General features: G+C 36.7%; 31 protein-coding genes and 1 riboswitch. Of the genes, 4 read left to right on the top strand and 27 right to left on the bottom strand.

The annotated features are described in order from the left end of the window. Positions 1-126 precede the first annotated feature (126 nt). From CHI06_RS04685 to CHI06_RS04660, 6 genes are all read right to left on the bottom strand, one after another. Positions 127-1,404, bottom strand: a complete 1,278-nt coding sequence (locus CHI06_RS04685) for a Glu/Leu/Phe/Val family dehydrogenase (protein WP_095247268.1) — start codon at positions 1,402-1,404, stop codon at positions 127-129. A 215-nt stretch (positions 1,405-1,619) separates the two neighbouring features. Beyond that, positions 1,620-2,204: a genetic competence negative regulator gene (locus CHI06_RS04680; RefSeq protein ID WP_095247267.1), complete on the bottom strand. Its 585-nt coding sequence runs from the start codon at positions 2,202-2,204 to the stop codon at positions 1,620-1,622. A 71-nt stretch (positions 2,205-2,275) separates the two neighbouring features. Continuing rightward, entirely contained in the window at positions 2,276-3,268 is a 993-nt protein-coding gene (locus tag CHI06_RS04675) for a MerR family transcriptional regulator (RefSeq protein WP_095247266.1), read from the bottom strand. Beyond that, positions 3,235-4,005, bottom strand: a complete 771-nt coding sequence (locus CHI06_RS04670; RefSeq protein WP_095247265.1) for a metallophosphoesterase — start codon at positions 4,003-4,005, stop codon at positions 3,235-3,237. Before CHI06_RS04670 ends, CHI06_RS04675 begins: the two co-directional genes overlap by 34 nt. Before the next feature lie 70 nt (positions 4,006-4,075). Beyond that, entirely contained in the window at positions 4,076-4,318 is a 243-nt protein-coding gene (locus CHI06_RS04665; RefSeq protein ID WP_095247264.1) for a hypothetical protein, read from the bottom strand. Positions 4,319-4,375: 57 nt separating this feature from the next. Then, the gene (locus tag CHI06_RS04660; protein ID WP_095247263.1) at positions 4,376-5,008 is read right to left on the bottom strand and encodes a CBS domain-containing protein; all 633 of its coding nucleotides are present in this window, start codon (positions 5,006-5,008) and stop codon (positions 4,376-4,378) included. Between the two features lie 139 nt (positions 5,009-5,147). Here CHI06_RS04660 and CHI06_RS04655 point away from each other — a divergent pair, with 139 nt between their 5' ends. Genes CHI06_RS04655 through CHI06_RS04645 form a run of 3 tightly spaced genes read left to right on the top strand, consistent with a single transcriptional unit; the run spans position 5,148 to position 6,240 of the window. Next, positions 5,148-5,378: a spore coat associated protein CotJA gene (locus CHI06_RS04655; protein WP_095247262.1), complete on the top strand. Its 231-nt coding sequence runs from the start codon at positions 5,148-5,150 to the stop codon at positions 5,376-5,378. Then, positions 5,375-5,635 carry a spore coat protein CotJB gene (locus tag CHI06_RS04650; RefSeq protein ID WP_095247261.1) on the top strand — a complete coding sequence of 87 codons (261 nt, stop codon included), beginning with the start codon at positions 5,375-5,377 and terminating at the stop codon, positions 5,633-5,635. Before CHI06_RS04655 ends, CHI06_RS04650 begins: the two co-directional genes overlap by 4 nt. A 35-nt stretch (positions 5,636-5,670) precedes the next feature. After that, positions 5,671-6,240: a manganese catalase family protein gene (locus CHI06_RS04645; RefSeq protein WP_095247260.1), complete on the top strand. Its 570-nt coding sequence runs from the start codon at positions 5,671-5,673 to the stop codon at positions 6,238-6,240. 30 nt (positions 6,241-6,270) lie between these two features. Here the strand turns inward: CHI06_RS04645 and CHI06_RS04640 are convergent, their stop codons facing one another. From CHI06_RS04640 to CHI06_RS04620, 5 genes are all read right to left on the bottom strand, one after another. Next, positions 6,271-6,726 (bottom strand): DUF2663 family protein, encoded by a 456-nt coding sequence (locus CHI06_RS04640; RefSeq protein WP_095247259.1) that lies wholly within the window; start codon positions 6,724-6,726, stop codon positions 6,271-6,273. 86 nt (positions 6,727-6,812) lie between these two features. Beyond that, positions 6,813-7,466: a LysM peptidoglycan-binding domain-containing protein gene (locus CHI06_RS04635; RefSeq protein WP_095247258.1), complete on the bottom strand. Its 654-nt coding sequence runs from the start codon at positions 7,464-7,466 to the stop codon at positions 6,813-6,815. After that, positions 7,459-8,067 (bottom strand): CPBP family intramembrane glutamic endopeptidase, encoded by a 609-nt coding sequence (locus tag CHI06_RS04630; RefSeq protein WP_095247257.1) that lies wholly within the window; start codon positions 8,065-8,067, stop codon positions 7,459-7,461. Before CHI06_RS04630 ends, CHI06_RS04635 begins: the two co-directional genes overlap by 8 nt. Next, positions 8,064-9,572, bottom strand: coding sequence for a RecQ family ATP-dependent DNA helicase (locus CHI06_RS04625; protein ID WP_095247256.1), 1,509 nt, complete (start codon positions 9,570-9,572; stop codon positions 8,064-8,066). The genes CHI06_RS04630 and CHI06_RS04625 overlap by 4 nt, the downstream gene beginning before the upstream one ends. After that, positions 9,563-10,609, bottom strand: coding sequence for a helix-turn-helix domain-containing protein (locus CHI06_RS04620; RefSeq protein WP_095247255.1), 1,047 nt, complete (start codon positions 10,607-10,609; stop codon positions 9,563-9,565). The genes CHI06_RS04625 and CHI06_RS04620 overlap by 10 nt, the downstream gene beginning before the upstream one ends. Positions 10,610-10,841: 232 nt before the next feature. On the opposite strand from CHI06_RS04620, the gene CHI06_RS04615 reads away from it, so the two are divergent. Continuing rightward, complete coding sequence (locus CHI06_RS04615; RefSeq protein ID WP_024030326.1) at positions 10,842-11,090, top strand: ferredoxin; 249 nt, start codon at positions 10,842-10,844, stop codon at positions 11,088-11,090. Between the two features lie 110 nt (positions 11,091-11,200). Here the strand turns inward: CHI06_RS04615 and CHI06_RS04610 are convergent, their stop codons facing one another. The 16 genes from CHI06_RS04610 to CHI06_RS04535 all read right to left on the bottom strand — a co-directional run bounded on the left by CHI06_RS04610 (position 11,201) and on the right by CHI06_RS04535 (position 26,504). Continuing rightward, positions 11,201-11,770 (bottom strand): ECF transporter S component, encoded by a 570-nt coding sequence (locus CHI06_RS04610; RefSeq protein ID WP_095247254.1) that lies wholly within the window; start codon positions 11,768-11,770, stop codon positions 11,201-11,203. Between the two features lie 167 nt (positions 11,771-11,937). After that, a riboswitch (FMN riboswitch) is annotated at positions 11,938-12,069 on the bottom strand. Between the two features lie 91 nt (positions 12,070-12,160). Further along, a complete protein-coding gene (locus CHI06_RS04605; RefSeq protein ID WP_095247253.1) occupies positions 12,161-12,883 on the bottom strand; it encodes a peptidoglycan DD-metalloendopeptidase family protein in 723 nt (240 codons plus the stop codon). A 276-nt stretch (positions 12,884-13,159) separates the two neighbouring features. After that, positions 13,160-14,326, bottom strand: a complete 1,167-nt coding sequence (locus CHI06_RS04600) for a GerMN domain-containing protein (protein WP_095247252.1) — start codon at positions 14,324-14,326, stop codon at positions 13,160-13,162. Next, the gene (sigX, locus tag CHI06_RS04595; RefSeq protein ID WP_095247251.1) at positions 14,301-14,852 is read right to left on the bottom strand and encodes an RNA polymerase sigma factor SigX; all 552 of its coding nucleotides are present in this window, start codon (positions 14,850-14,852) and stop codon (positions 14,301-14,303) included. Before sigX ends, CHI06_RS04600 begins: the two co-directional genes overlap by 26 nt. Positions 14,853-15,028: 176 nt before the next feature. Beyond that, complete coding sequence (locus CHI06_RS04590) at positions 15,029-16,810, bottom strand: ATP-binding protein (RefSeq protein WP_095247250.1); 1,782 nt, start codon at positions 16,808-16,810, stop codon at positions 15,029-15,031. After that, a complete protein-coding gene (locus CHI06_RS04585) occupies positions 16,807-17,523 on the bottom strand; it encodes a response regulator transcription factor (RefSeq protein WP_095247249.1) in 717 nt (238 codons plus the stop codon). The genes CHI06_RS04590 and CHI06_RS04585 overlap by 4 nt, the downstream gene beginning before the upstream one ends. A 171-nt stretch (positions 17,524-17,694) precedes the next feature. Then, entirely contained in the window at positions 17,695-18,879 is a 1,185-nt protein-coding gene (ccsB, locus tag CHI06_RS04580) for a c-type cytochrome biogenesis protein CcsB (protein WP_095247248.1), read from the bottom strand. Further along, positions 18,880-20,511 (bottom strand): cytochrome c biogenesis protein ResB, encoded by a 1,632-nt coding sequence (gene resB / locus CHI06_RS04575; protein ID WP_095247247.1) that lies wholly within the window; start codon positions 20,509-20,511, stop codon positions 18,880-18,882. A gap of 23 nt (positions 20,512-20,534) precedes the next feature. Further along, the gene (gene resA, locus CHI06_RS04570; RefSeq protein WP_095247246.1) at positions 20,535-21,059 is read right to left on the bottom strand and encodes a thiol-disulfide oxidoreductase ResA; all 525 of its coding nucleotides are present in this window, start codon (positions 21,057-21,059) and stop codon (positions 20,535-20,537) included. A 105-nt stretch (positions 21,060-21,164) separates the two neighbouring features. Next, positions 21,165-21,902, bottom strand: coding sequence for a 23S rRNA pseudouridine(2605) synthase RluB (gene rluB, locus CHI06_RS04565; RefSeq protein ID WP_095247245.1), 738 nt, complete (start codon positions 21,900-21,902; stop codon positions 21,165-21,167). Between the two features lie 228 nt (positions 21,903-22,130). Then, a complete protein-coding gene (locus CHI06_RS04560) occupies positions 22,131-22,667 on the bottom strand; it encodes a spore maturation protein (RefSeq protein WP_095247244.1) in 537 nt (178 codons plus the stop codon). Positions 22,668-22,674: 7 nt separating this feature from the next. After that, positions 22,675-23,262, bottom strand: coding sequence for a nucleoside recognition domain-containing protein (locus tag CHI06_RS04555; RefSeq protein WP_095247243.1), 588 nt, complete (start codon positions 23,260-23,262; stop codon positions 22,675-22,677). Then, on the bottom strand, positions 23,255-24,400 hold the full coding sequence (locus CHI06_RS04550; RefSeq protein WP_179292533.1) for a D-alanyl-D-alanine carboxypeptidase family protein: 1,146 nt from the start codon (positions 24,398-24,400) through the stop codon (positions 23,255-23,257). The genes CHI06_RS04555 and CHI06_RS04550 overlap by 8 nt, the downstream gene beginning before the upstream one ends. A gap of 138 nt (positions 24,401-24,538) precedes the next feature. Continuing rightward, positions 24,539-25,429, bottom strand: a complete 891-nt coding sequence (locus tag CHI06_RS04545) for a superoxide dismutase (protein ID WP_095247242.1) — start codon at positions 25,427-25,429, stop codon at positions 24,539-24,541. 134 nt (positions 25,430-25,563) lie between these two features. After that, on the bottom strand, positions 25,564-26,052 hold the full coding sequence (locus tag CHI06_RS04540; RefSeq protein ID WP_095247241.1) for a YpuI family protein: 489 nt from the start codon (positions 26,050-26,052) through the stop codon (positions 25,564-25,566). A gap of 32 nt (positions 26,053-26,084) precedes the next feature. Further along, positions 26,085-26,504 (bottom strand): hypothetical protein, encoded by a 420-nt coding sequence (locus tag CHI06_RS04535; RefSeq protein WP_095247240.1) that lies wholly within the window; start codon positions 26,502-26,504, stop codon positions 26,085-26,087. Positions 26,505-26,653: the final 149 nt, after the last annotated feature.

The raw sequence follows: 26,653 nt of genomic DNA, 5'->3' as shown, positions 1-26,653 counted from the left end.
GTCTTCGTGCCTTCCGCTCCAACCAACAGAGTGCCAAAATTAATATCGACTTTAACACAGCCATTCAAAAAAACTCCTACCGTCATATGATAGGAGTTTTTTTAGTATGTTTCAATAATAAAGCTTTTAAATCCAACCTCTGAATCGGCTGGCTTCTGCCATTTTTCTTACTCCAACCATATAAGCGGATAGGCGCATATCGACACGGCGTGTTTGTGCAGTATCATAAATATTATTAAATGATTTTACCATTACTTTTTCAAGTTTTTCTTCTACTTCTTCTTCTGACCAGTAATAACCCTGGTTATTTTGAACCCATTCAAAGTAGGAAACAGTTACTCCGCCAGCAGATGCAAGTACATCCGGTACAAGTAAAATACCACGCTCTGTTAATATTTCAGTTGCCTCAAGTGTTGTAGGTCCGTTAGCAGCCTCTACCACTATGCTTGCACGAATATTATGTGCATTTTCAGCTGTAATTTGATTTTCAATTGCAGCCGGTACAAGAATGTCACACTCAAGTTCTAGTAATTCTTTATTTGTAATCGTATTATTGAATAATTTCGTTACCGTACCAAAGCTATCTCGGCGGTCTAGCAGGTAATCAATATCAAGTCCATTCGGATCATATAATGCGCCATAAGCATCAGAAATACCAACAACCTTAGCTCCTGCATCATGCATGAATTTCGATAAGAAGCTTCCTGCATTACCAAAGCCTTGAATGACGACCCTGGCACCCTCTATTTGAATCCCTTTTTTCTTAGCTGCTTCACGGATACATATCGTTACACCCTTAGCAGTAGCAGATTCACGACCATGTGAGCCCCCTAGAACAAGAGGCTTTCCAGTAATAAATCCTGGAGAGTTAAATTCATCTATTCGACTATATTCATCCATCATCCAAGCCATAATTTGAGAATTTGTAAAAACATCCGGTGCCGGAATATCCTTTGTTGGACCAACAATTTGACTGATTGCTCGTACATATCCACGGCTTAATCTTTCTAGCTCTCTAAATGACATATCCCGCGGGTCACAAATGATTCCGCCTTTTCCACCGCCATACGGAAGATCAACAATTCCACACTTCAAGCTCATCCAAATGGAAAGTGCCTTAACTTCAGTTTCTGATACATTGGGATGAAACCTGATTCCGCCCTTAGTAGGACCGACTGCGTCGTTATGCTGTGCACGATAGCCGGTAAATATCTTTATAGATCCGTCATCCATTCTAATTGGAATTTTCACTGTCATCATACGTAATGGCTCTTTTAAGAGCTCATATACTTCTTCAGGATAACCTAACTTTTCAAGAGCTTTATGTATAACTGTCTGTGTTGAAGTTAACACATTATTCTCTTCCTCTTGATTAGTTTTTTCATTACCTTTTTCGGCTACCATCTGTAAACCTCCTAGAAAATCACTATAAATAATGTTGTCGCTTTCAGACACAAGTATACACGACTAATGGATTTATGCAAGATGAAAAATACACTTTTCATTACTTTTCCAGTAATTTTTGTAAACGCTGCCATTTAAAATAAAAAGGGGTTGTTTTTTGTGTTCAAACAAAAAAGGAGCGGCGGACTCCTTACATTGTCTTGGGATATAAAAAGCTATTTGAAATATTTTAGTATCGTTTCCACCGCATTGTCCTTAATAATTTGATTGCCATATTCGGCAAGTACATGCGTACTAATTATGGAAGGATTTCCGTATTCAGATAAATAAGCTGCAATTTTTTCTACTAACGAAGGATCTAGATTATTTATTAGTAAGTAATATCGATTATTATAGGAAAATAAACTGCCGCCGCTAACTTGCAGTGGTGTCAGCCTGTGAGAAAGATCGATAATATCTTCGATACTATCGAATTGATATAGCAGGTTTTCACACCCTTCAACTCTAACCTGCATTTCTACAAAGCCATCAAATAATACTTCTTCTTCTTCTTCAATATTTTCATCAACCGTTATTATCATTATCATTCCTTGAGTCTGCAAGGCGAATATTTCAACTGCTACAGAACCTTGAATCTCAACATCAAATTCCTCGCTTGCCTCTTCCAGCATGTCATGGAAAAGTTGATGCCATTTTATTGAATCCTTCCAAATATCGTCTTTGGAAAGTCCCCTTTCCATTAAATCATCAGAGGTTAAAAAAATCTTTATCTTATTGACTGTTAAGCGTTCTAAGCGCATGCTCTTTTGCCCCCTGCCGTGACATAACTCTTATCCCTAGTGTATGTCAATGGCGTTGGTTGGTGCTTTGTCTAAAATACCATCCGTTCCATTAGCCACATTTCCCAATCATTTACCGTTTGTCCAAGAACAAAGGTTGAAAACTGTTTCTTATCAGAGGGTTTCATTGATGTAATTGCTTCACCACAAATACCAATGGAAAAATCTTGATGATTTTTGGATAGCAGTTCAACAAGTGAAAGTGCTTCATCTAAGTCTTTCTGTTCTTCACATGAGACGATAAATAAATCAGGATGGATAATTTCTAATGTTTCACATATATCTTCTTCAGAATGAAACGCACCTATATTTATTACTTCTACCCCGCGTTTTCTTAGATAAAAGCTGAACATTAGCAGTCCTAGTCCTATATCATCCCCAATTTGGGAGTATGTAAGACATACAGCTTTGGAAAGATGAGCATTAGTTGGAAAGCTATGAATAACGGTTGTAATTCGTGCTTGTAAGAATGATGCTGAATAATTCCTTTGAGCTTTGGTTATCTTTCCTCCATTAAGGGACTCCTCAATTTTCTTAAAGATTTGACTAAAAATCTCTATGATTACTTTTTCCATCGTGAAAATACTAAACATTGAATTGATTACTTCGTTTATCTTTTCCTCTTCAAAGTGGATTAAGGCATCATAAAGACCTTCCGTTAAACTGATTAATGGATTACTAAGATTTAGGTTTAATGCTTCTGAATCGATTTGTATCTGACTATGTCCCATTAAGGAAATCGCCTGACTGATGGTAAATCCTTGATTCACCTTCTTTATTAACCACTTTAAAATCTTTATATGGTCTTCTGTATATAGTCGATGTCCTGCTTCATTTCTTACTGGTGCTATTAATTGATAACGCCTTTCCCATGCTCTTAGCGTTCCAGGCTGAACCCCCAGCATTAATGCAGCAGCTTTAATATTATATTTACCTTCTTGGTCACCCATCTTAATTCCCCCGATATTACCAAACCATTCATAAATGAATATTACTGCTCGTTCTTTATTGTGATCAAATGACATTGTGCAGGAGCGCCTAATCTTAGGGGCACGCCTGTCGTGCCATAACCATTACTAATTAACAACGTTGTGTTTTCTAATTTTTCAACTTCGCCTTTTTTATATGGACTGTAACCTAGAATATGTATTTGTCCTCCATGGGTGTGGCCACTTAACACGAGGCTGATTTTATGTTCTGGCATTATTTTGTCTGTTATGTCAGGGTAATGACTTGCCAATATCTTAAAGCTATTATCCTCAGCATCCAATAATGCCAAGTCAAGTCTGTCTCTTTCTTGATTTAAGGCATCTACACCCAGTAAAGATAATTTATCACCAATTGCCGATTCAAAAATAGCAGCAGTATTATCCAATACTTTTACTCCATAATCCAAAAGAATAGCATCTAATTTACGAAAATCTGTTTCATAATCATTATTCCCCCAAACAAAATACACGGGTCCTAATTGTTTTAATTTCTCAAGGTTCTTTCTTACTTTTTCAAAGGGAACCTTCTTTTCCATTAAATCTCCGCCAATTACCACGATATCTGTTTTCCCAATCGCAGCTGTGATAATATCATCGGAAATAAGACGCTTGTGAATATCTGAGATAAAGAATATTGATACCGATCCAAAGGACCTTGGAAAATCTTCGAAAGTCATCTCATGATGTACCACATGATTAAGGAACGCTTCTTTTACCATATACAAGATAAGAACCACTCCCATAATCAGAAGCAAAACGATAATATAACCCATATTTTCCCCTTTTCCAATCTTAATGTTCTAGTTAAAATCATACCATATAGGAACCTAAAACCAAACAGGACTAACGTTTGCTCCGTTTTTTCTTCACTATTTTAAATGTCATTTGGAGAAGCAGTCGAAATAGTTGTAGACTGATGACTAATCCAAAGAAAAAAGCTAATGAGGCTGCAAAAAATTCTAATGGATAAATAATCGGGCCGACCAAAATATCAGCAAAATGAAATGGGTAAGTAATTGGTACCCATTCAATAAATAAATATCCACACACAAGAATAACTAATACACGCCAAATGATCCTCAACACAAAAATCCCTCCCATACATTGTATGAGAAGGAATTGGATTCTTTCCATTCAGATTTATTAGTCTTCTTGAATGCTTAAAATACGGAAACCCTGCTCTTCAAGTTTTTTTGTAAACCGTTCAATATTATCTTTCTTTTCTACCTTCATGACAATTCTCCGAACTAATTTATCAGTCTCATCAAACGTTACGAGGGAAATAATATGTTCATGGAAGTGATGCGCAATTTCAGAAAGTCGTGCGATACGTCCTTCTGTTTCTACTGATGTAAAAGCAATCCTTACCCCTGGGCGATTTACTCCGAAAGCACTCTGAAAAGTGGAAAGGACATCAGATCGTGTTACAACACCTAGAAATTTACGATTTGAGTCAACTACAGCTAAAAGCGGGAAGTCTTTTAAGTCAAGAAGCGTCTTTTCAAAAACTTCTTCACCGAGTAAGTACTTCTCTTGATGTGTAGCAATATCTTTAACTGTAACGTTGCTTAAATATTCATCCTTCTGTTTCCCGGACAAAAAGTAGTTCTCATAAATTTTGTAGCGTGTAACTACCCCTTGATACTTTTCACCTTTTAGTACTGGCAATCCATCAATTTGATGGGTTTCCAATTTTTCTAAAGCTTCCGCCATTGATGTGTTTTCCTGCACGGTCACACAGGCATGATTTGGAATCATCATATTTTTTACAAACACTTCCATCACCTCTACGTAATTATCCTACTTTCCTATTATACTTCAACGAAACATGGATTTATCCTTTTTTTCAAGAATCATGTCATGAACTTTGAAAATTTTCATATTTATTAATGATGTTTACAAAGGGAGGGAGACAATGTTTACTCTTTATAAAACATATTGTCCGATTGCTGGTCCATTTGACCCGTGTAAGCCGATTCTAGAAAAAACTTATTCTACTCCGCCGAATCTATATATCGGTTTTCAACCACCTAACCTTCCACAATTCTCACCACAGGAAGCACTGAGAGCAGGAACACTTTGGAAACCATTTTACGACCCCTATTTTAATCCATTTGAGAAAGCTAAAGGGGGAGTTCCGAGATGAAACAAATCCCGCCTGAATATTATCAAATAATGGAACAGCTTCAAGCTGTTGATTTTGTCTTAGTCGAATTAACACTGTATTTAGACACACACCCTGACGACCTTGAAGCAATTAAGCAATTCAATCATTATGCAAAAGAAAGAAAAACGATAAAAAAGGTATTTGAGAGTCAATTTGGTCCTCTTCAGCAGTTTGGCAACAGCTATTCTGGACACCCTTGGAACTGGAACGAGCCGCCTTGGCCATGGCAAGTGTAAAACACTTTTATTAACTGAGGGAGGGAAATTTGTACATGTGGATATACGAAAAGAAGCTTCAATATCCGGTCCGTGTAAGTACTTGTAATCCAACTTTAGCTAGATATTTAGTGGAGCAATATGGCGGTGCAGATGGTGAGCTTTCAGCTGCTTTACGATATTTAAACCAAAGATATTCCATACCTGATAAAGTAATTGGATTATTAACAGATATCGGAACGGAGGAATTCGCGCATCTAGAAATGATTGCCACTATGATCTATAAACTCACAAAGGATGCCACCCCAGAAATGATGAAGGCAGCCGGATTAGGTGATCACTATGCTATACATGATAATGCTCTATATTACGAAAATTCATCTGGGGTGCCTTGGACTGCTTCTTATATACAAGCTAAAGGTGACCCCATTGCTGACCTTTACGAAGATATTGCAGCAGAGGAAAAGGCAAGGGCTACTTACCAATGGATTATTAATCTAAGCGATGACCCAGATTTAAATGATGGTTTAAGGTTCCTTCGCGAAAGAGAAATCATTCATTCACAGCGCTTCCGTGAAGCAGTAGAAATATTAAAGGATGAACAAGGAAAGAAAATATTTTTTTAATGTTCGTAAGAAGCAGACCAAGGCTGCTTCTTATTTTTTTTCGTGATACAGATTAATATCATAGATTTTCTTCATTACATCAAAATCAACATGGCGATTTTTCCAATGTTCTTCCTTTTTCCATAAATCCTTACTGCGATTAACTATTTCACATCTTAATTCCTGATATTCTTTCTCCTTTTTATCCTTCTGCTGTTTCAATACATTCATCGCACCATACAATATGGCTGTAACAGCCATCAAACTGATATTAATGGCGTCACTTACAGAAGCAGAAAACATTGCAAAAAAAGAATAAGAGTATTGTTTGGCAATCATAAAATAGAAGTAACTAAAAAACAGGAAAGCGAACAGCAGCATAGAATAAATAGATAAATAGTGCCATCTTTTAGCGGTATCAAACTTAACCTTTCTTTTTCGGACATTTTCTAACATTTGTTTCGTTGCTTCATCCGTATGCTCAAGTGAAAGAATTGGTTTATCCATAATATCAACACCTCATTAACATAAATATGAACTTGTCCGATAAATTATGAAAAATTCAAATAAAAAAACCGATCAAAAATGATCGGCTACTTTTTTACAGGGATTTTTAAAACTTGTCCAACATAGATTTCATTTCCCTTTAATTTATTTGCTTTTCGGATGATTTCCTCTCCAGCTTTTGAATGGTAATACTTCAAAGAAATCCGATAGAGATTTTCTCCCGTTTTGACCGTATGGGTAATCGTTGTTTCTGTAGAAACGCTGCTATTTTTATCCGTGTTCGGTATATTATTATTGCCTTGTTCTGAAACGGGATCCAGAACCGGAGTCTCTGGGCTGACTGGCTGTTGGACTTCAATTGTATCTTCCTCAATTTCCACAGTCGATTTATCTTCTTCCTCAACAACTTTGTTAACACTGCTGCTTTCTGTTTCAGATTTTTCAAAATTAATAACTTCATATCCGGAAGAATCACCAGTGACTTTTTCTGTTTTATTGCTTTTTCCCTCCTCAAGATAGGAGTAAGCACTAAAAATAGCAATAGGAAGAAGAATAAAAAACAATACCAATATCCGAATAATCGGATATTTCACTTTCAATTTCGTTTTCTTTCTCTTTTCCCTATGAATCTGTTCTCTTGGGGGTAATTTGTCACGACCTTCGGATGTTTCTTCGTTTATTTTTTCAATACGCTGTTTAAGCCTTTCCGCCTGGGTTCTGAAAGGTTCTTCTTTATTCATGAAACAGTCCCTCCTGTCCATCTATCTCTTTGGAGTGTCTATATTTAATATAAAGACCTAATAAAAAATCAATTGTAAAATGCATGACTATTGTAAGAGCTAAATTGTTACTCCATTCATACATGTAACCTATGAAAAAACTAAGAATTACAATATTAGTAAATAAAAACCAATTAAAAAGATATCGATAATGGATGATAGCAAAAATAAGGCTACCTAGTATAAGGCCAATCTTTGTTTGGATGACGCCTCGAAAAAGTAATTCTTCACTGATAGCTACAAATGCAGCAATCCAAGCTATGTGGAGGACACTTCTATTTCTAAAAATTCTTTTGTTCAAACCACCGTCATCGTAATATGATGACGGCAGCCATTTCATTAATAGAATATCTAAAATGACCACCGCAACCCCTGCAGGTACGCCAATCAACAAAATCCTCATGTCAGAAAAATTAATAGCCTTCATAAATGAAAATTGATCAAACAATAGAATACCTAAAACTATAGTTATAACAAGGAGTATGATTTGGGTCATATATAAATGAAAGAGTAACTCTCTATCGGTTAATCCTTTGATTAATTCGTTATATTTATTTTTCATTTACTCAACTCACTATTTAATAGAATATTGGTTAGATAATCTTTCCACATTCCTTCAATCACATGATTCGTTTGTTCGCCCTCAGTTGCTTGATATTGATCAAAATGGATTCCGCAAATATCGCAGCAATTCCTTACACTTTCCTTAACAGCACCTTCTTCAAAGTACTCTAGAATTAATTCTCTTCTACATGATTTTGACTTAATCCATTTTTTCATAAATTTAATACTTTCTTTCTTTACCTTTAATCTTTCATTTACGAATTCTTTTATTTTATGCATTACCTGTTCATGATTGGAAGAGCCTTGAGTATTTTTGATTAGGTCCTGCATAATACGCCATTGAACCTCAGAAAAGCCGCCTTGCTCTCGTAAATACTGGTTATCTTCTAAGAAAGAATCATTCGGTATTTTACTGTTTACTAAATGCGAGAACAGCCAATCAATTTGCAGCTCAGAGGGTAGTTCTCCTTCCGCGAGCTGAATAGGGAGTTGTTCATCACCAGGTGAGTATAATAATATCGCAATACTCGCTTCGCCATCACGTCCAGCTCTGCCAATCTCTTGCAGATATGATTCGATTTGCATTGGCATATGATAATGGATGATAAATCGAATGTTTTCCTTATTAACACCCATACCAAAAGCACTTGTTGCACAAATTACATCGAGTTGTCCGTGAATAAATTGCTGTTGTATTAAGATTCTTTGTTCCTGATCTAAGCCTCCATGATAAGCCATTGTTCTCTTAATCCCCTTCTCTACTAATAGAGAAGCCATTTGTTCTGCAACCTTTTTACTTGAAAAATAAATAATTCCCGGCTTTTGAAACTGCAGAACTATTTCTAACAAACGGGATTGCTTATCATGATAATTAGGTACCTCTTCAACATAAAAGGAAATATTAGGCCGGTCAATCGTCGAATCAATCTTGTTATATTTTTCTAAATCAAGAGATTGGATAATGTCCTCTCTTACTTTTTTAGTTGCGGTTGCTGTTAAAGCTAGGGTTAGTGGATTCCCAAGTTTCTTTCGAAAATCTCCCAGCTTTGAATAATCTGGGCGAAAATCGTAGCCCCATTGTGAAATACAATGTGCCTCATCCACTACAAATAAAGAGATAGTAAGAGCTTGCATCTTTTTCATAATAGCAGGCAGGCTTAACATTTCTGGCGAAACAAAAATATATTTAAATTTTGATAAATTGCGTAATACATATCCCCGCTTATCCGAATCAAGAAATGAGTTTAAAGCAATTACCCGTTTCTCTCCAAATTTCATTAATTGCTCCACCTGATCCTGCATAAGTGATAAAAGAGGAGATATGATTAATATCTGCCCATCAAGACAATACCCTGGAAGTTGGTAACATAAAGATTTACCTGTGCCTGTAGGAAGCATTGCAATCGTATGGTTCCCTCCGAGTAAAGACGAAATTACTTCCTTTTGCCCTGTTTTAAATGACTGATAACCAAAATACGTAAATAAAAGTTTTTCTAATTCCATTGTCTATCACCATACTTTGCTAGAACGAGTCTTATTTGAAAGTAGGAAGTCTCTTTTAAAATGTTCCTGATTACTTTAAGCTGCCTAGTAGCTTCTTGCCGTGAAATTTCTAAAATCTTCTGTTGGGTTCCTTCTTCCACATAGGAATTAATGGAAAAGTCTTTTATATTTAAAGCAAATTCTACAAGATGATCTTCAATTGTACTTATTTTTAAATGACGAATACTTGCGATCTCCTCCAGAGAAAAACCTTGATTTAATAATTCCCAGGTTTTACGAGAAGAAAGAGTTAAGGAATCTTTTTGTTCAAAATTTGCAAGCAGTGATGATAACACCTGATAACGGGCAGGATTTTTTTCAATGAATTGGATTAAGCAATGGAGGTTATTGGTAAATGCGAGATGATATTGCAGTGAATCAATATTCAGCATTTTCGCCGTTTGCATAGAGGTCAATCCAATTTGTTGATATCCCGTTAACCTAAAAACCAATACAGAAGGATTGATATCTTTTGCCTGTTCAAAAATATCCACTAATTCAGAATAGAGAATCTCTCCTAGATCCTGCTTTGGTATCGTGGTAGATTTTAATAAGTCCTTCAACCAGTTATGAACCTCAGTATTTTTTTGAATGGGGATGTATTTCGTTTCTTTAGATATAATATTAGAAGCTACTTGAACGAGCAGTGACAGTCTTTCCCAAACTAACAATGTATTGAGTTGATACTTCCATCCATTTATATAGGATGGCTGTGGATGCTGCAGTAAGTAAGCTTGTCCTCTTGGGGTGAGTTTAAATCTTTGATCCCCAAAGGCTTCCACCATATTTTTATCAAGTAAACTGTTGAAAATTTGATCAAAAGATTCGCGCGTTAATGGTTCAAGAATTCGAAAGTACCTTTTAAGTGAATATAAATGCGCATCCTGAAGTGTTTGTGATGATTTTTTTCCATTTAAAAGGTGATAGATGGAATAAATTGTTCTTTCACCGTTTAGTTGTTTCAAACAATATAATAAAATGTTTTCTATTTCACACATTCCATTTCACCACTTTTTGCTTAAAATCGACAAAATCGCCTATTTTTCTATCCCTATTCTATCATGAAAGTGATGGTCGTGTTGCTAAAAAATGTGGAAGATTAGGGAATCCAAATCCTATAGAGTATTTTTCTATTGAAAAGTTACTCATACAGTTTTACAATAGGAATGAGTAATGCGTTTCCATTTAATATGGAATGAGTAAGTTATTTTATTGGGAGGTTTTTTTTTCATGGCAAAGTACACGATTGTTGACAAAGAAACTTGCATTGCATGCGGAGCATGTGGAGCAGCAGCACCAGACATTTATGATTATGATGATGAGGGCATTGCATTTGTAACTCTTGATGATAACGAGGGTATTGTTGAAATCCCTGATGTATTAATTGATGACATGATGGATGCTTTCGAAGGTTGTCCAACTGATTCAATTAAAGTTGCTGACGAAGCATTTGACGGCAATCCAACTAAATTCGAATAATATTTTGTCATTAAAATATTGTTAAGCTGCTACCCTCGTCATTCTTTGACGGGGGTTATTTATTCTTTGCAAAAAAAAGAAACCAGGCAGACGACCTGGTTTCTTTGCTATTAAGCACTTTTTACAATAGTTAATTTATTAATCCATGACTGCATTCTGATGAATAGCAGCATAAATATAGAAGACATGATTATGCCTTTAATGATATTAAATGGTAAAATCGCCGGTACCACTAAATTCCGCATGTCAGGAAACTTCAACAGCGAGGTATATGCCGGTAAAATAAATAAGTAGTTTAAAATGCTCATCATTACCGCCATAATAAGGGTCCCTGCAATCAGTGCGATTGTCATTCCTTTTTTGGTTCTCATCTTGTTGTATACATAGTAGGTTGGCAATACAAATAGAATCCCCGCAAGGAAATTAGCAATATGGCCAACTGGAATTCCAGTTGCACTTCCAGTTGCAATATAATTGAGTGCATTTTTGAAAAACTCAACTAATATTCCTGCAACAGGTCCAAAAATTAGAGCTGCGATTAATGCTGGGATATCGCTAAAATCAATAAATAAGAAATTTGGAAATGGCGGTAGCGGGAAGTTAATCAGCATTAAAAGATATGCGATACTGCTCAGCATTCCAATTGAAACAATTGCTTTGACACTCATTTTTTTCTTCATTCTTTTCCTCTCTCCTTTTTGATCCATCAAGTTAGGAAGAGAGGTTCAACAGCTTTTAAGGTGTCCTAGTAAAATAAAAAACCTCAAGAAAATAATCTTGAGGGAGTTTACAAAGGCACTCTTAATAAACGTTCAGTATACCAGCATTTTTCGAACGTCGCAAGAACCTCCATCTTCTCCCATCCAGACTATACTGTCGGCTTTGGAATCACACCAAATCCTGCCATAAAGGCTCGCGGGCTCAAGAGATTAACTCTAATACCGCCGATCGGGAATTTCACCCTGCCCCGAAGATAGATCGATATTTAATTACTCCTTTATTATACTAGTAAGTATTTGTTTTGAAAAGAAAAAAGCACTAACCGTTTTTGACGGTTAGTGCAATATTAATTATTTTTGGATTACTAAAACTTGTTCAGGCAGGATAAGATCTGATGTTAACTGGTTGACTTCTATTAGTTGTGCAACTGATACATTGCTTTTCTGTGCAATGGAGGTTAGTGTATCTCCTGCTTGAACAATATAATGTGCTTTATCGCCCTTTACATACGTACTTGCTGTAAGACTATCAGTATTACTCGCTATTCCACCTTTTACTGCCACGCCTACCTCTGTATGTCCAAGCAGCGTTTCTGGATCAATGGCATTTTTCTTATCAAATGTCCATTCTACCTGATGACTCTCAAAGTGAAGATGAACACCTGTTGATTCACCCGTTCTCCCCATCATCCCAATTCTATCACCTTGTTTAATCTCTTGACCTGTATTTACAAGTCGCTTATTTAAGTGGGCATAAACGGTAACATAGTTATTTGGGTGCTTAAGAAATATCACATTCCCATATGTATTTGAATAATAGGATTTGCCCACAACCCCTTCCTCCACAGCGATTATAGGAGAATTTAACCTGCCAGCTATATCGATTCCCTTATGTGTTCCATGCCTTGTCCCATATGTATCAGATATGACACCATCTGCGGGCCATATCCATCCAGCTTTTATTTCTTTTGAATCCTGCATACTCGCTTCAGTCTGCTTTCCACCTAAGAATAATAAGCTGACACAAAGCGCCATAATTGCGGCAATTAAAAGCCGCCTTATGTAGTCTCGCATTTGATTGTTTTCCTCCTTAATCTTGTCCTCTCCTCCACACACCATATGTTTACCTTATGTCATTTAGAACATATAGTTGGCCAGAGCGGTTAAGCATACTTGTTATAATTTGGAGAGAAATGGTTTTTTATTCATAAAAGTAAAGAAAAGTGGAAGGCGCCTCCTCGAAAAAGCTAACGCTTTTCCTTCGTGCGAGGCATTGCTTCCGAAGCTTACTCTTGTGCAACTAGACAAAAAAAGATTAACCTTTTAGTGGTCAATCTTTTTCTTCTTGTATTATTCAATTGGGCGGTAATTAGGTGCCAATGGAACCTTCACTTCCTTTGATAAATCAAATGGTCCTAAAAGCTTAATAGGAGCGTTTACTACCATTATCGTCTCTATCCCAAAATCCTTTGCAGTTAATAAAATGGCTTCAAAAGAATAAACTGTTGCTGGAGTATTCTCCATTAGTGTGCTTCCATCCATATTAATGATTAATTTGTTATCTTGAATTGAAAATTCCTTTATCTGAAAGGATGGACCTATTGAGGATGCTAAGCTACCTTCTGCTTGGTCTGTCTTCATCGCTTCTAAGGCAGCATTTATATCTTGAAATGTATTAGTCGAAGGGACCAGGTAGGTGGTTTCCAATCCATCAGGTGTATAAAAGAAATAGCCATGTTTACCTTCTCGATTAACATCTAATTTATCCATTTCACCATAATTACCAAATTCTATTCCAGGCTGTCCATTTGTTCTAAGAATAATATTATTTATTTGACTATTCGAAGCTATTGTTTTCTGCAATATATCTAAAAAAGTCATTTCACCAGTAGACCCATCCCCATATTTATGGTCACTAGGTACATCAACAATCACAGTATTATTTATTTCATCTAATTCAAACGTGGCGTTTAGGGGATAAAAGTCTGTCAATCCCCATTCCTCTTCCTTTAATAGTCCCATTGATTCAGTAAAAATAGTCAGCCAATTCTTGTTATCATCTGGAGGGACAACTATGGATACGGGGACTAGTATTTGTGCCTGCGAATCAGGGATCCAATAAGTGATGACTTTTCCGTTCTCTACTTCATCATCGTATATAGCAGTTTTATTCATTTCGGTCATCATCATTTTAGCTTCTGAACCTGATAAACCATCTTCTTCTTTATTCAGTATTGATGATTTGTCGTCCGCGATGCTTATCTTTTCCTGACTTGAAGATTCTTCTTGTTTTGCGCTATCAAAAGATTGTGTTCCATCTATAAACCTAGGAATCAATATGAAAAAAAGGAGTAATGCTGCTATTGCTGCAAAACCTGGAATTAGCCATGCTGATTTTTTTCTCTTTTTTATAGAAAGATTTTGGTAAATGTCACGAGGATTGCGATGATCTTCTATTTTTGGCATTTGCCTAAGTAATTCTTCGAGCTGCTTATCGCTCCACTCTGACTTCTTCACTCTCTAATCCCTCCTTATCATGAAATATTTCCATATGCTTCTTCAATACTTTCAATGCACGATGTTGTGTTGTTTTCACTTTACTTTCCGTCCAATCCAGAGCTTGTGCCGTTTCGGTAATCGACAAATCGTTTAAAAAACGCAATATGACAACAGAACGTTGATCCACAGTGCAATGGTCCAAACATTGATAAATCCATTTGATTTCTTCCTTTTTAATCGTAATTTCTTCTGGAATTGGATACTCATCCTTTATCTGACTATGAGACCAATCAAATTTTTCAAGCAGTCTTCCCTTCCATCCCTTTTGCTTACGAAATGAATCAATGGCAACATTTCGTGCGATAGAAAATAGCCATGTTTTTTCACTGCTTTTACCTTCAAAGCGATGATACGATTTAAACACTCTTATATATACTTCTTGGACTAGATCCTCTGCCTGTTCTTTGTTTCTTACCATATAAAATAGAAATTGAAAAACGTCATGATGATATTTTTGGTATAGCTCATCGAAAACGGAGTCCATCCATTCCCCTCCCCGTTCATAGAATTAGTCGATACTTATGTACAAAAAGTTTCACATTATAAATATAGACTTTTTATCATTAAAAGTGAAGGCAAAACAAAAAACCCACCCTTTGGATGAGTTCTTGTATCAATATAATTGTTTCCCGTGAATCAAGAGAAATCGCCATTTTCTTCTCATTTTCGTGGAAGTAAGAAGGCAAATGTCGTTCCTTGTCCTATTTTACTTTGTACTGTGATATGACCGTGATGTGCATCAATAATATTTTTCGCGATAGCTAGTCCTAATCCTGTACCAGCTCTGCCTCTAGTTCTTGCTTTATCTGCTTTATAGAAACGTTCAAATACGAATGGCAAATCTTCTTCTGGAATACCAGACCCTGAATCAGACACTTCCACTTTTATACCGAAATCATCATCCCTTACATGTAACCTAACTGAACCACCTTGTGGTGTATGTCTGATAGCATTATCAATCAAGTTAGTTAATACTTGTTCAATCCGATCTGGATCAAATATGATGTTTGGAATATCATTCTCTAAATCAGCACTTAAATGGATCTCATTGTCTCTAGCAAGCCCTTGAAACTTATGAACAATTCTATTCATAAACACAGGCAGATTCATATCATCCAGCGTTAGTTGAATATGCCCGGCTTCCATTCTCGCAAGATCCAGCAACTCATTAACAAGTCGCCCCATCCTCAATGATTCATCGTAAATTACTTTTGCCATTTCCTTTTTCTCTTCCTGAGATTCAGCAATGTCATCTACAATGGCTTCACTGTAGCCCTGTAACATGGAAATTGGTGTTCTTAGCTCATGAGAAACGTTTGCAATAAAATCTTTTCTCATTTTTTCTAATACTCGTTCTTCTGTCATATCTCTTAGTACTGCTACAGCCCCACGTATAAATCGGTTACTGTATAGCGGACTAACCAGAATGACCCAATGTCTGCCTTGAAGAGAAATTTCCCCTACTTGCTCTGTCTCTGTATCAACAGCCTGTTGAAAAAGCTCCATTACTTGTGTTGGAATTTCCTCAGAAGAAGACCCAGATCTCCCTTTTTCATAGTACCAATATTGTAAAAAACGGTCAGCGGGCGGATTGGAAATTAGGATTGTTCCGTCTCGATTAAAAGTAATAACTCCATCCGCCATACTACTCAGGATGCTTGCAAGCTGTTCTTTTTCCTGACTCAGTGCATTCATATTAAACTTCAACTGCCTACCCATCTGGTTAAAGGCTGTGGCAAGTTCCCCAATTTCATCATGAGTCAGGATTGGAACCTTCGTATCAAATTTCCCTCTTGCCACTTCGAAGGCAGCTTCCCTCATTTTGATTAAAGGAGCTGTAATCCTGCTAGATAAAAAGAAGGCAAAAATAGTTGTCAGAATAATAGCTACACCCGCAACAAGTAAGATAAAATTAGTGGTCGAATGTGTGGTTTCTTGAATGATTTCCAAGGATTGATAGATAAATACTGCACCATTTTGCTCATCATCCATGTGCAGAGGTACACCAATAATCGAATATTTAGCAGTATCTTTCCCTGAATTATTCGATGAAAGCTTCGCCACTTTTTCAACCGTTATATCCTCTTCAAAGACTTTTGACATCTCGACATCATTACGTATATCGGGTAAAGATAATTTCACCGACTTTTCAGAGTTGGGAGAGAAGTATACCTCATGGTTATTTTTAATGATAACCACCTTTGTGAATTCATCAATAATTTCCCAAGAGATTTCTAAACCTAAGGGAAATTGCTCATCCGGATGATTTTCCAGCACTTTTGCTATTTTCTCAGCCTGATGAGTTAAATCATTTTTGGTTTCCGTAATATTGTTATTCTCAAAAAATTCTAGGAGCATTACAGTTAAGATGAAAAGTATGAAGGCAACCAAAAATATGATGGTTAACCAAAGCTTTCCAACTACACTTCGTAAAAAGGTCATTCACTAACTACCTCAAATTTGTAACCTACACCCCAAACGGTAACAATCATTCTTGCTGCCTGCTCGGAGACTTTATTTAATTTTTCACGAAGACGCTTAACGTGTGTGTCCACCGTACGCAAATCTCCAAAAAATTCATAATGCCATACTTCTTTCAGTAATTGCTCCCGGTCAAAAACCTTGTCAGGTGCTTTTGCTAGGAAATATAGTAATTCATATTCTTTTGGAGTTAAACTTACTTCCTTACCGTCCGCCAAAACTCTATGTGCGTCATTGTCGATTGTTAAATGTGAGAACACAATAACATCCTTAGTTGTTGTATCTGTTTGGAGATAACTAGTTTGAGATGACCTTCTTAATAGAGCCTTAACCCGTAATACTACTTCTCTTGGGCTGAATGGTTTTACAATATAGTCGTCTGTACCTACTTCAAATCCCTGTACACGGTTAACCTCTTCACCTTTAGCTGTCAACATAATAACAGGCGTAGCCTTCTTTTCTCTTAATTCACGGCAAACCTCTAACCCGTCCTTGCCAGGCATCATTAAATCTAAAAGAATGACATCATAATCATTTGCAAATGCCTTCGTTAACGCTTCGTTACCATCTTCTGCTTCATCAATTGTATATTCCTCACGCTCTAAATACATCTTTAATAATCGACGAATTCTTTCTTCATCATCTACCACTAAAATCTTTACTTCTTTATCCATTAATAATCCCCCCATGCTGTTATTTTACAAAATGTGATAATTATTATCTATAATTTACCGTAATTGTCTTTCCAAAAGTGTCAATTTTTTGACAAAAGACCTTTTTCCTATATAATTATTTGCAAAATAGCCTTTACTTGGAAAAAGTAAAGACTATTGGCTAAAAAATTATTATCCTGCGTAGGAATGAAGTCCTGCAATAACTAGGTTTACAGCGACCAAATTAAACATAATTATGACAAAACCAATAACGGCGAGCCAGGCTGATTTCTCACCATGCCATCCCTTTGAAAGACGAAGGTGTAAGAAGGCTGCGTAGAATAACCATGTTACCAGTGCCCAAACCTCTTTAGGATCCCAGCCCCAGAATCTTGTCCAGGCAATTTGTGCCCAAATCATCGCAAAAATCAAAGCACCTAAGGTAAAAACAGGGAACCCGATTAATACAGATCGATAGCTTATTTCATCTACAAAATCCAAATTGATGTTTTTAACTAAAGGCTTCAATGCGGCGGAAATACGTTTTCTTAAAATTAATCTAATTAACCCATAAAGGATAAACCCGCCAATAAACGACCAAATAACAGAATTCATTTTCTTCGCATTTATCAATGCAGGCATTTCTACAAGTGGTTCAAATTTCCCGCTGGTTAGGAGTTCACCCTCATGAGGACCAGTAATCGCTGGCATGGTAAACTCAATTTTTGCCTCACTGCCACTCTTATCAATCCAATTAAATTCTGCTTTATAATCCATAGCAGAGAATAAACTGGATACAAGAACAAATCCTAATGTTGTTACCAACCCAAACATTACGGCTTCAAGCCAAAAGGTTCTCTTCGAAGCTTTAGATTGATCAATTACCTTGACCAGATATATCAATCCCGCGGCAAAGCTTATTGCTAAAATGGCTTCACCTAAAGCAGCAGTCGTGACATGAATATGAAGCCAGTCACTTTGCAATGCTGGTATTAATGGTGAGATATCCCTAGGAAACATGCTTGCATAGGCGATAACAAGAATTGCAACAGGCATGGTGAACAATCCAAGAAGCGGTGTTCGATAAATAAAATAAATAACGATGAATGCTCCCACAAGACACATACCAAAAAAGGTTGTAAATTCAAATAAATTACTAACAGGTGCATGTCCTGCTGCAATCCACCTAGTAATAAAGTAGCCAACCTGAGAAGCAAAGCCAACAATTGTTACCACGACGGCAATTTTCCCCCATCGATTCGTATCTTTCTTTTCTCCGATATCCTTCTTGGCCTTAATGGCCCCGCCAAAGAAGAGGGTCGCTACTAAATAAAGGATAAATGCAATATAAAGTAAATTACTACTTAATGTTACCAACTAGACACCCTCCTTATCATTTCTTTCCTTTTGAATTTGATCATCAGGAATAATTAGTTTCGTTTCCAAAAGTGTCGACTCAATTTCTCTTTTTAAACCGTACCAGTTCTTATTAGTATGTGCGGCGATCCAAATTTCCCCATTTTTGTTTTGTACCCATATTCTGCGATGATTCCAATAGGCACCTTGGATTACACCAATCATAAATAGAATTCCACCCAAAATAATAATCCATATCGTTAAATCTTTACGAACGGTTAAGGCAGTAACATTTTTAGTTTCAATTCCTTTGAATGCCATTTTGTATTGGTTATCCCCTAATGGCTCAATGGTTTGCTGTATTGCAACAAAACTCGTTTCCCCTTTTGGGACTTCTGGTGATATCATTTTGAATACAAAAGCAGGATTATTAGGTATCCTGGACTTTGTTGTCGGTTCCCCGTTTTCAGCAAATTCAAAATCTGGGAAGAAACTCAAAACTTCAACAGCATATCCATTTCCAAGGTCATATTTTGACTTTGGGTCATAGAGATTTACTTTTATGTCACCAAACGTTTTGCCGGTATCTTTATTTGTTAAAGAGAACGACATTGTATTTAATTCATCAAGCTTGTAGTCTACTTGATATAAAGCAAACCTTTCAAATTTCAAAGGCTGATTCACTCTAATTTTGTGTTCTTTCACTTTTTCTAATTCAGGCTTTTCCCCTGGAATTGCTGGTCCTACTCTTTTATAAAGTACGGCATTTGTCTGATAATTTTTAACAACCATCCCAGCGCGGTCAATCGCTGCTTCAAAGGTTTTATCCTTTTCTTTATCGTAATTTTCAAGAATAAACTGCTCGTTTTTCACATAATATTGTCCATCTGTCTCAGGGACAATCTTTGTTTCACCTTCACGTAGCCATAAGACACTATCAATATACATCCCGGGAACAAATCGCAGCATGCCGCCAATTAAGAAGATAATTAATCCTACATGGTTCACATATGGACCCCAGCGCGAAAAACGATTTTTTTCTGCGAGCAAATCTCCGTTTTCTTCCCGTACATGATAGCGTTTAGCCTTTAAGCGTTGCTTAACGACTGCTATGTCATCTTGATCCCCATTCTCGCTTATGCCAAACAGACGCTGACGTTTTAAAAATCCTTCATGTCTTGTTACTCTTTGAGCCTTTAATGCCTTATACAACGGGACAACCCTATCAAGACTACAAATAACAAGGGAAATTCCTATCATCGCGATTAATATTAAATACCACCATGAACTATACAAATTATTAAAGTCTAGTTCATAGTATAATTTTCCAAACCAGCCATACTGGTCCTCATAATATTCCTTTGCTGGCATTGTAGGGGGTATGTACATTTCCTGTGGAAGAATCGTCCCAGCTGCAGAAGCAACTAGCGTGATGACGATAAGCCATACACCTACCTTGACGGAAGAAAAGAAGTTCCATATTTTATCAACTATGGTCTTATTATATGTTTGTGAGCGGCGGGCACTGCCTTCATAGCGCATATCCAGCAGTGATTTATCTGTTGATTGTTCATCTAGAACTTTTCCGCATGCCTCACACAATACGGTTCCGTGTGGATTAACATGTCCGCATTCACATTTAACATCTTTCATTGCAAAAAACTCCCTACAACCTCTTAAGGTTTAATTTTCTCCATAAACTCCCTAACCATTGCTTCCGTTAACGTTCCTGTATGATATTTAACCACTTTCCCATCTTTGTCGATTAAGAATGTTGCCGGAAGCGGGTTAATTCCATATGCGGCTTGAACCTGTCCGTCTTTATCAATAACATTAGGAAAATCAAGCTTTTTCCGTTCTATAAAATGATTAACGGCTAATTCTGATTCGCTAACATTAACAGCCAGCACTTGTACACCTTTATCTTTATAATGTTTATATTGATTATTTATATAAGGCATTTCTGCTTCACATGGCTTACACCAGGTTCCCCAAAAATTTAAAAATACTCCCTGTCCTTTATAGTCAGAAAGCTTATGCTTTTCACCTTCCATATCAACCAACACAAAATCAGGAGCTTGTTTACCAACTTCGACCTTCATTCTATTGTCTTTGGTCAGGTTGGCATAAAGAGTGTAGGCAACGGCAGCAGCTAAAATGAACAAAATCACAGTCCTCATTATTAATCGCCGTTTTTTCATAATTCTCCCTCCCTGAAAGTCACAATTAAGAGACACAGTTTGTCTAGATTATATCATTTTACACTGTGTCTATAGTAAATTCTCCCTACTGAATTTGTGACATCTTTATGAATTTTTTTTAGTAGACTCCAAAGATAGCCCTCTTAATAACTTCACTTCATGGTGTGTCAATTCTCTAGCATCCCCAGCAGATAATCCATGTAAAGTTAAAAAGCCATAACGCTCACGTTTTAATTTTAAAACGTCATGTCCAATTGCTTCAAACATTCTCCGAACTTGGCGATTACGTCCTTCATGGATGATTATTTCAATGATAGAAGTTTGCTTTTGCTTATCTGCTGACAGCATTTTGACTCTAGCCGGAGCCGTTTTTCCATCTTCAAGATGAATTCCCTTTTCTAACTTTCTAAGATTCTCCTTTGATGGAATACCTTTCGCTTTAACGACATACGCTTTTTCAATCTCATTACGAGGGTGCATTAGTAAATTTGCAAACTCCCCATCATTAGTTAGGAGCAATAATCCGGAAGTATCATAATCTAGACGTCCCACCGGGAAAATTCTTTCTTGTTGATAAGGAAAGAAATCCGTTACTACTTTTCTTCCTTTATCATCACTTACACTCGAAATAACACCGCGCGGTTTATATAAAAGAAAATAAACGGGTTCCTCCTTTTCAATCTGGACTCCATTGACTTCAACCTTGTCTGATTGTGTAACTTTTACACCTAGCTCTGTCACTACTTTCCCATTGACCTTTACTTTTCCTTCTTTAATTAATTCTTCAGACTTTCTTCTTGAAGCTATCCCTGCTCGAGCAATTACCTTTTGCAATCTTTCCAATATGATCCACCTCAGCTGTTTACCTTTATTTTGAATACTGGGTGCTGGGCACCACAGTTTATTAGGAAACAAATTTGTTATTCTTCCCTAATGAATTATGACACAAAATTGCCCTTTTTCAAAGTAACGGCTTTTTTAATGGATGAAATACAAAAAAGCAGGCCCCTTTTAATGTTTTACACTTTAGGAACCTGCTTATTTTTTATGACCCTGCTCTTTCCCATCAGTTTACTGTGCACCGAATACTAGTACCACTACGACTATTGCTGCAATAATTCCGACTACATCTGCCAGAAGGCCAACCTTAAGGGCATCACCCATTTTTTTGATTCCGACAGCTCCGAAATAAACGGTCAACACGTAAAAAGTCGTATCTGTACTTCCCTGCAGAACAGAAGCTAGTCTGCCAATAAAAGAATCTGGACCGTAAACAGCCATTAGGTCACTTGTCATACCAAGTGCAGCTGTTCCAGAAATTGGCCTTATTATAATGAGGGGAATAATTTCTGCAGGGACTCCGATTGCTTCCATTGCTGGTCTAATCCAATTCATTAATGCTTCTAGAGCTCCTGAGGCACGAAAGACAGAAATCGCTACAAGCATGCCTACAAGGAACGGAATAATGGAGACGGCAATTTTGATTCCTTCTTTTCCTCCTTCAACAAAGCTTTCATAAGTTGGAACTTGTTTTATGGTTCCATAAAGGAGGATAAAACCTATTAAGACAGGAATAAAACCTAAGGAAATAAGTGATAGAAATTCCATGCGGCATTCATCCTTTACGACTTCGTCGATTATAAAAATAACGATCTATCATAACTGCTCCGAGCATTGAGATGATGGTGGCAATTAAGGTTGGTACAACAATTTCAGTCGGGGAGGCAGAATTGTAGTTCATCCTGATTGCAATAACTGTTGTAGGAATGATGGTAATGCTTGCAGTATTTATTGCTAAAAAGGTGACCATCGACCTGCTGGCTGAATTCTTGCCGCCATTTAATTGTTTTAATTCCTCCATCGCTTTGATTCCAAGCGGTGTAGCAGCATTACCTAACCCAAACATGTTCGCAATCATATTAGACAATATATACCCCATGGCAGGATGATTGGTTGGCACATCAGGAAATATCCTTTTAACGAACGGGCGAAATAACTTAGACAACAAATCTAGTAATCCAGATTCTTGTGCAATCCGCATCATCCCTAACCAAAACACAAGTATGCTGATTAACCCAATACAGAGTGTCACAGCTTCCTTTGCCCCATCAAATATTGCCTTATTTACTTCTGCCATTGTTCCATTTATCATGGCAAACACAAAGCCAACAATTGTCATAAATACCCAAATATAATTAACCATTTAATTTCACGCCAATTACTGATAGAAATAATTCTTTTAAAGAATCGAATATACCCTTTTTCTTCTCAGGACCACCTTGATAATAAATAGGTGTTTCTTTTACCACTTTACCATCAAGGAAAACTTGGGCTTTACCAACTGCTTCTCCGTTATGATTTGATTCATCCCAGTCTTCTCCCGGCTTATTTAATTTATACTTTATGGAGAACATGTCCATTTCCTTATCTGTCGCAGGATAAACAATCGACTTATTTACATATAAATGTTTTTGATAATATTTATTCGTTTTAATATCTATTTTTCCTTTTGATAACACTTCTGCAATATCATAGGTTTTAAAGCTATTTTCATACATGGCTATGTGATCATTCCAATCATCTGAAGCGTTCAAGGTTACAGCAATTAACCTCATGTCTCCTTTTGCTGCGGTTGTAACAAGGGTCCTTTTCGCACGCTTTGTATAACCGGTTTTTCCGCCTGTCGTATATTTATATTTTGTAAGTAGGCGGTTTTTATTTTTCCACTCGCGGTCCCAATTTTCAGTTGGATTTGGCGCTTTGTAATTCTTTGTTCCAGCTATTTTTTGGTATTTTTTGTTATGCATTGCATACCGAGTCAATAGAGCCATGTCATAGGCAGTGGAATAGTGGTCTTCATGATCGTCTAAACCATGTGGATTGGAAAAATGAGTATTCAACATGCCAATCTCTTTGGCTTTTTGATTCATCAAATAAACAAACCCATCTAAACTTCCTCCTACATGTTCAGCAATGGCAACCGCAGTGTCATTGCCAGACCTAAGCATCAGACCATATACTAAATGCTCAAGCTTAATCTTTTCCCCAGGCTTTAAGTACACCGACGACCCCTCGGCTCGGGTAGCTTGTTCACTTACTTTCACTATTTCATTCATTTTTCCCGATTCAATAGCAAGAATCGCCGTCATAATTTTCGTAATACTAGCGATTCTCCTCTTTGTGTGGGCATCTTTCTCAAATAGGACACGCCCTGATTCTTGCTCCATTAGTACTGCACCTCGTGCACTTACGGAAACGGAAGCATCCACCTTTTGAGGAATGTTTGCAATGAATAGTGAGACCATGAGGGCAAAAATGACTAGCTTCCAAATCATTCTCATAAGTTTACCTCGTCCCCTTCGTTAACATTTCTAGCATCAATACTAGCTTTCTAAAATTTTATGCAGGACAAGGCTTGATATGACAATTTGTCCTGAAAAATGAAAAGGGCAATCGACTATTCGCCGATTGCCCTACAATTAAAATGCTGGCCATTTTATTTCAGAGGCTTTATCAAACCTCATTTCAACATCATTCCAATTAACTAGATTCCACCAATTGTCAACGTATTCAGCCCGCTTGTTCTTATACTGCAAGTAGTAAGCATGCTCCCAAACATCCAGAACGAGCAGTGGAATGGTGTCCCATTGCGTTAGCAGCATATGCCGTTCTGATTGTAAAATCTCAAGATGCCTTGCCCGTGGTGACCATACAAGAATAGCCCACCCCACACCTTCAACCTGTTTTGCTGCTTCAGAGAACTGTTTTTTAAATTTATCGAAACTGCCAAAATAATTTTCAATTTCTCTTTTCAGGAGTCCTTGAGGGCTTCCCCCTCCTTTAGGTATCATGTTCTTCCAGAAAATAGTATGCAGATAATGGCCAGAGCCATGAAATGCTAATTCTCTAGACCAATGTTTGATTAGGGAAAAATCATTGTTATCTCTAGCTTTCTTTAAGTTCATCTCCGCTTTGTTTAATCCCTCTACATATGAGCGATGGTGCTTATCATGGTGCAGTCTCATGATTTCTTCCGAGATATAGGGTTCAAGCGCATTGTAGGCGTAAGGTAACTCAGGGAGGGTATGACCTCCAGGCGGGATAGTTTTTTTCTCAACCCAGATACTCCCCACTCCTTGTTTACGAGAAAAATAATCTTCCATTTGTTCATGAATTTCCTCTGCTGTTGCTTGTAGACTGAGCATTTCATTATCTGATAATGATTTTCCTGTATTTTCAATTAACTCTGTAAACTGTTCCAGCTGTTCCCATAACTCTAAATTATCTTTCACATCTTCTGTTTCTAAGAAACTTTTCATTTCTTCATTCCATTCAAATAATTCACGAACATACTGATTAAATCGATTCATTTTATCCCACCCTTTATTTTGAATCTACCTAAAAGGTATGAAATATATCTGTGATTATGAACATTTATGTAAATGAGACGAACCTAAATCACAGAAAAAACTGCCCTTGCAAAAGGACAGTTTCAGATAATCATTTATTTCGATTGTATCATTTTCGTACGGTAATCTGTTTCATAATATTCAAGTTCTTCTCTGACTCTTTGAAATTCTCCCTCGAGTCCTTTCACTAATTCTTGTACACTTTCAGGTACGCTTTTATAAAATTTGATTGAATTTCTTCCTGTATATGCGGAACGACTATCCTCAAACCAAGCATCATTTTTTGGAGAAAAAAACTCTTCAATACATTGATGAAAAATTCGATAAAGGGTTTTTTCTGCCGTTGCTTTCTGGAAAGGTTCACTTAGCAAAATAACTGAGCACGCATCAAAGCCTTCTTCACAATAAACAAGCAATTTTCTCAGGTTTGACAGGACTATTTTATAATAAACACTATCTCCGGATAACTGTTGCTCCATCTGCGAAATGGTTGTTTCATTTAAATAACTTTCTAGAGTACGAATCGTAGTAGTTAAAAACCCTCCTACATCTTTAAGCTGCGATTTAACCAATGAATTTCCCATCTAAACACCCCTTTGAATTCTTTATTAAACAACTATCTTGGCTGCTTAATGTAATCGAGCGGAGAACGCAGCTCGAATTTATTCATTTGCTTAACAGCAAGTACAATTTCAGGTAATTTTTCAAAATCAATATCTTGAAAATATGAGGCAAATTCCTGTTTAGAATTAATGTATAAACGTTTACGATTGCGTAATCCTGGATTTTTGATTAAACACACTAAGGCAACAATGTCCTTAAATGTTACTTGAATATTGTCTTTCGTGATAATTGGATTTTGCTGATAAGGAGTGAATTCTGGGAAAAATTCCTCAAAGTATCTAACATACAATACATGCAGGGTCTTTTCCTCAGAATCCTCGATAAATGTAACTTCACTTCTATTAAAGAAGTCTTCTGAAGTATTTGATTTTTCCTTTTCCAATTCGTATCCGATGCATTCTTTAATTAACAATTAAATCAATCCCCTTTGGTCATTAACAATAAGTTGAATCTTCGGAATTTCATTTAAATCGTATTTCTATTTTAACACATCTAAAATGAATTGTTTTATTTTTAAGCGATTTTAAAATAGTCTGTTGATTTCCGCTCCACTAAGGAAAG

This window comes from Bacillus sp. 7884-1 (genome assembly GCF_002272245.1).
In the GTDB taxonomy this organism is placed as follows: Bacteria; Bacillota; Bacilli; order Bacillales; family Cytobacillaceae; genus Neobacillus.
Note: the sequence above shows the minus strand (reverse complement) of the source record. Positions and strands in the feature narration are given on the sequence as shown.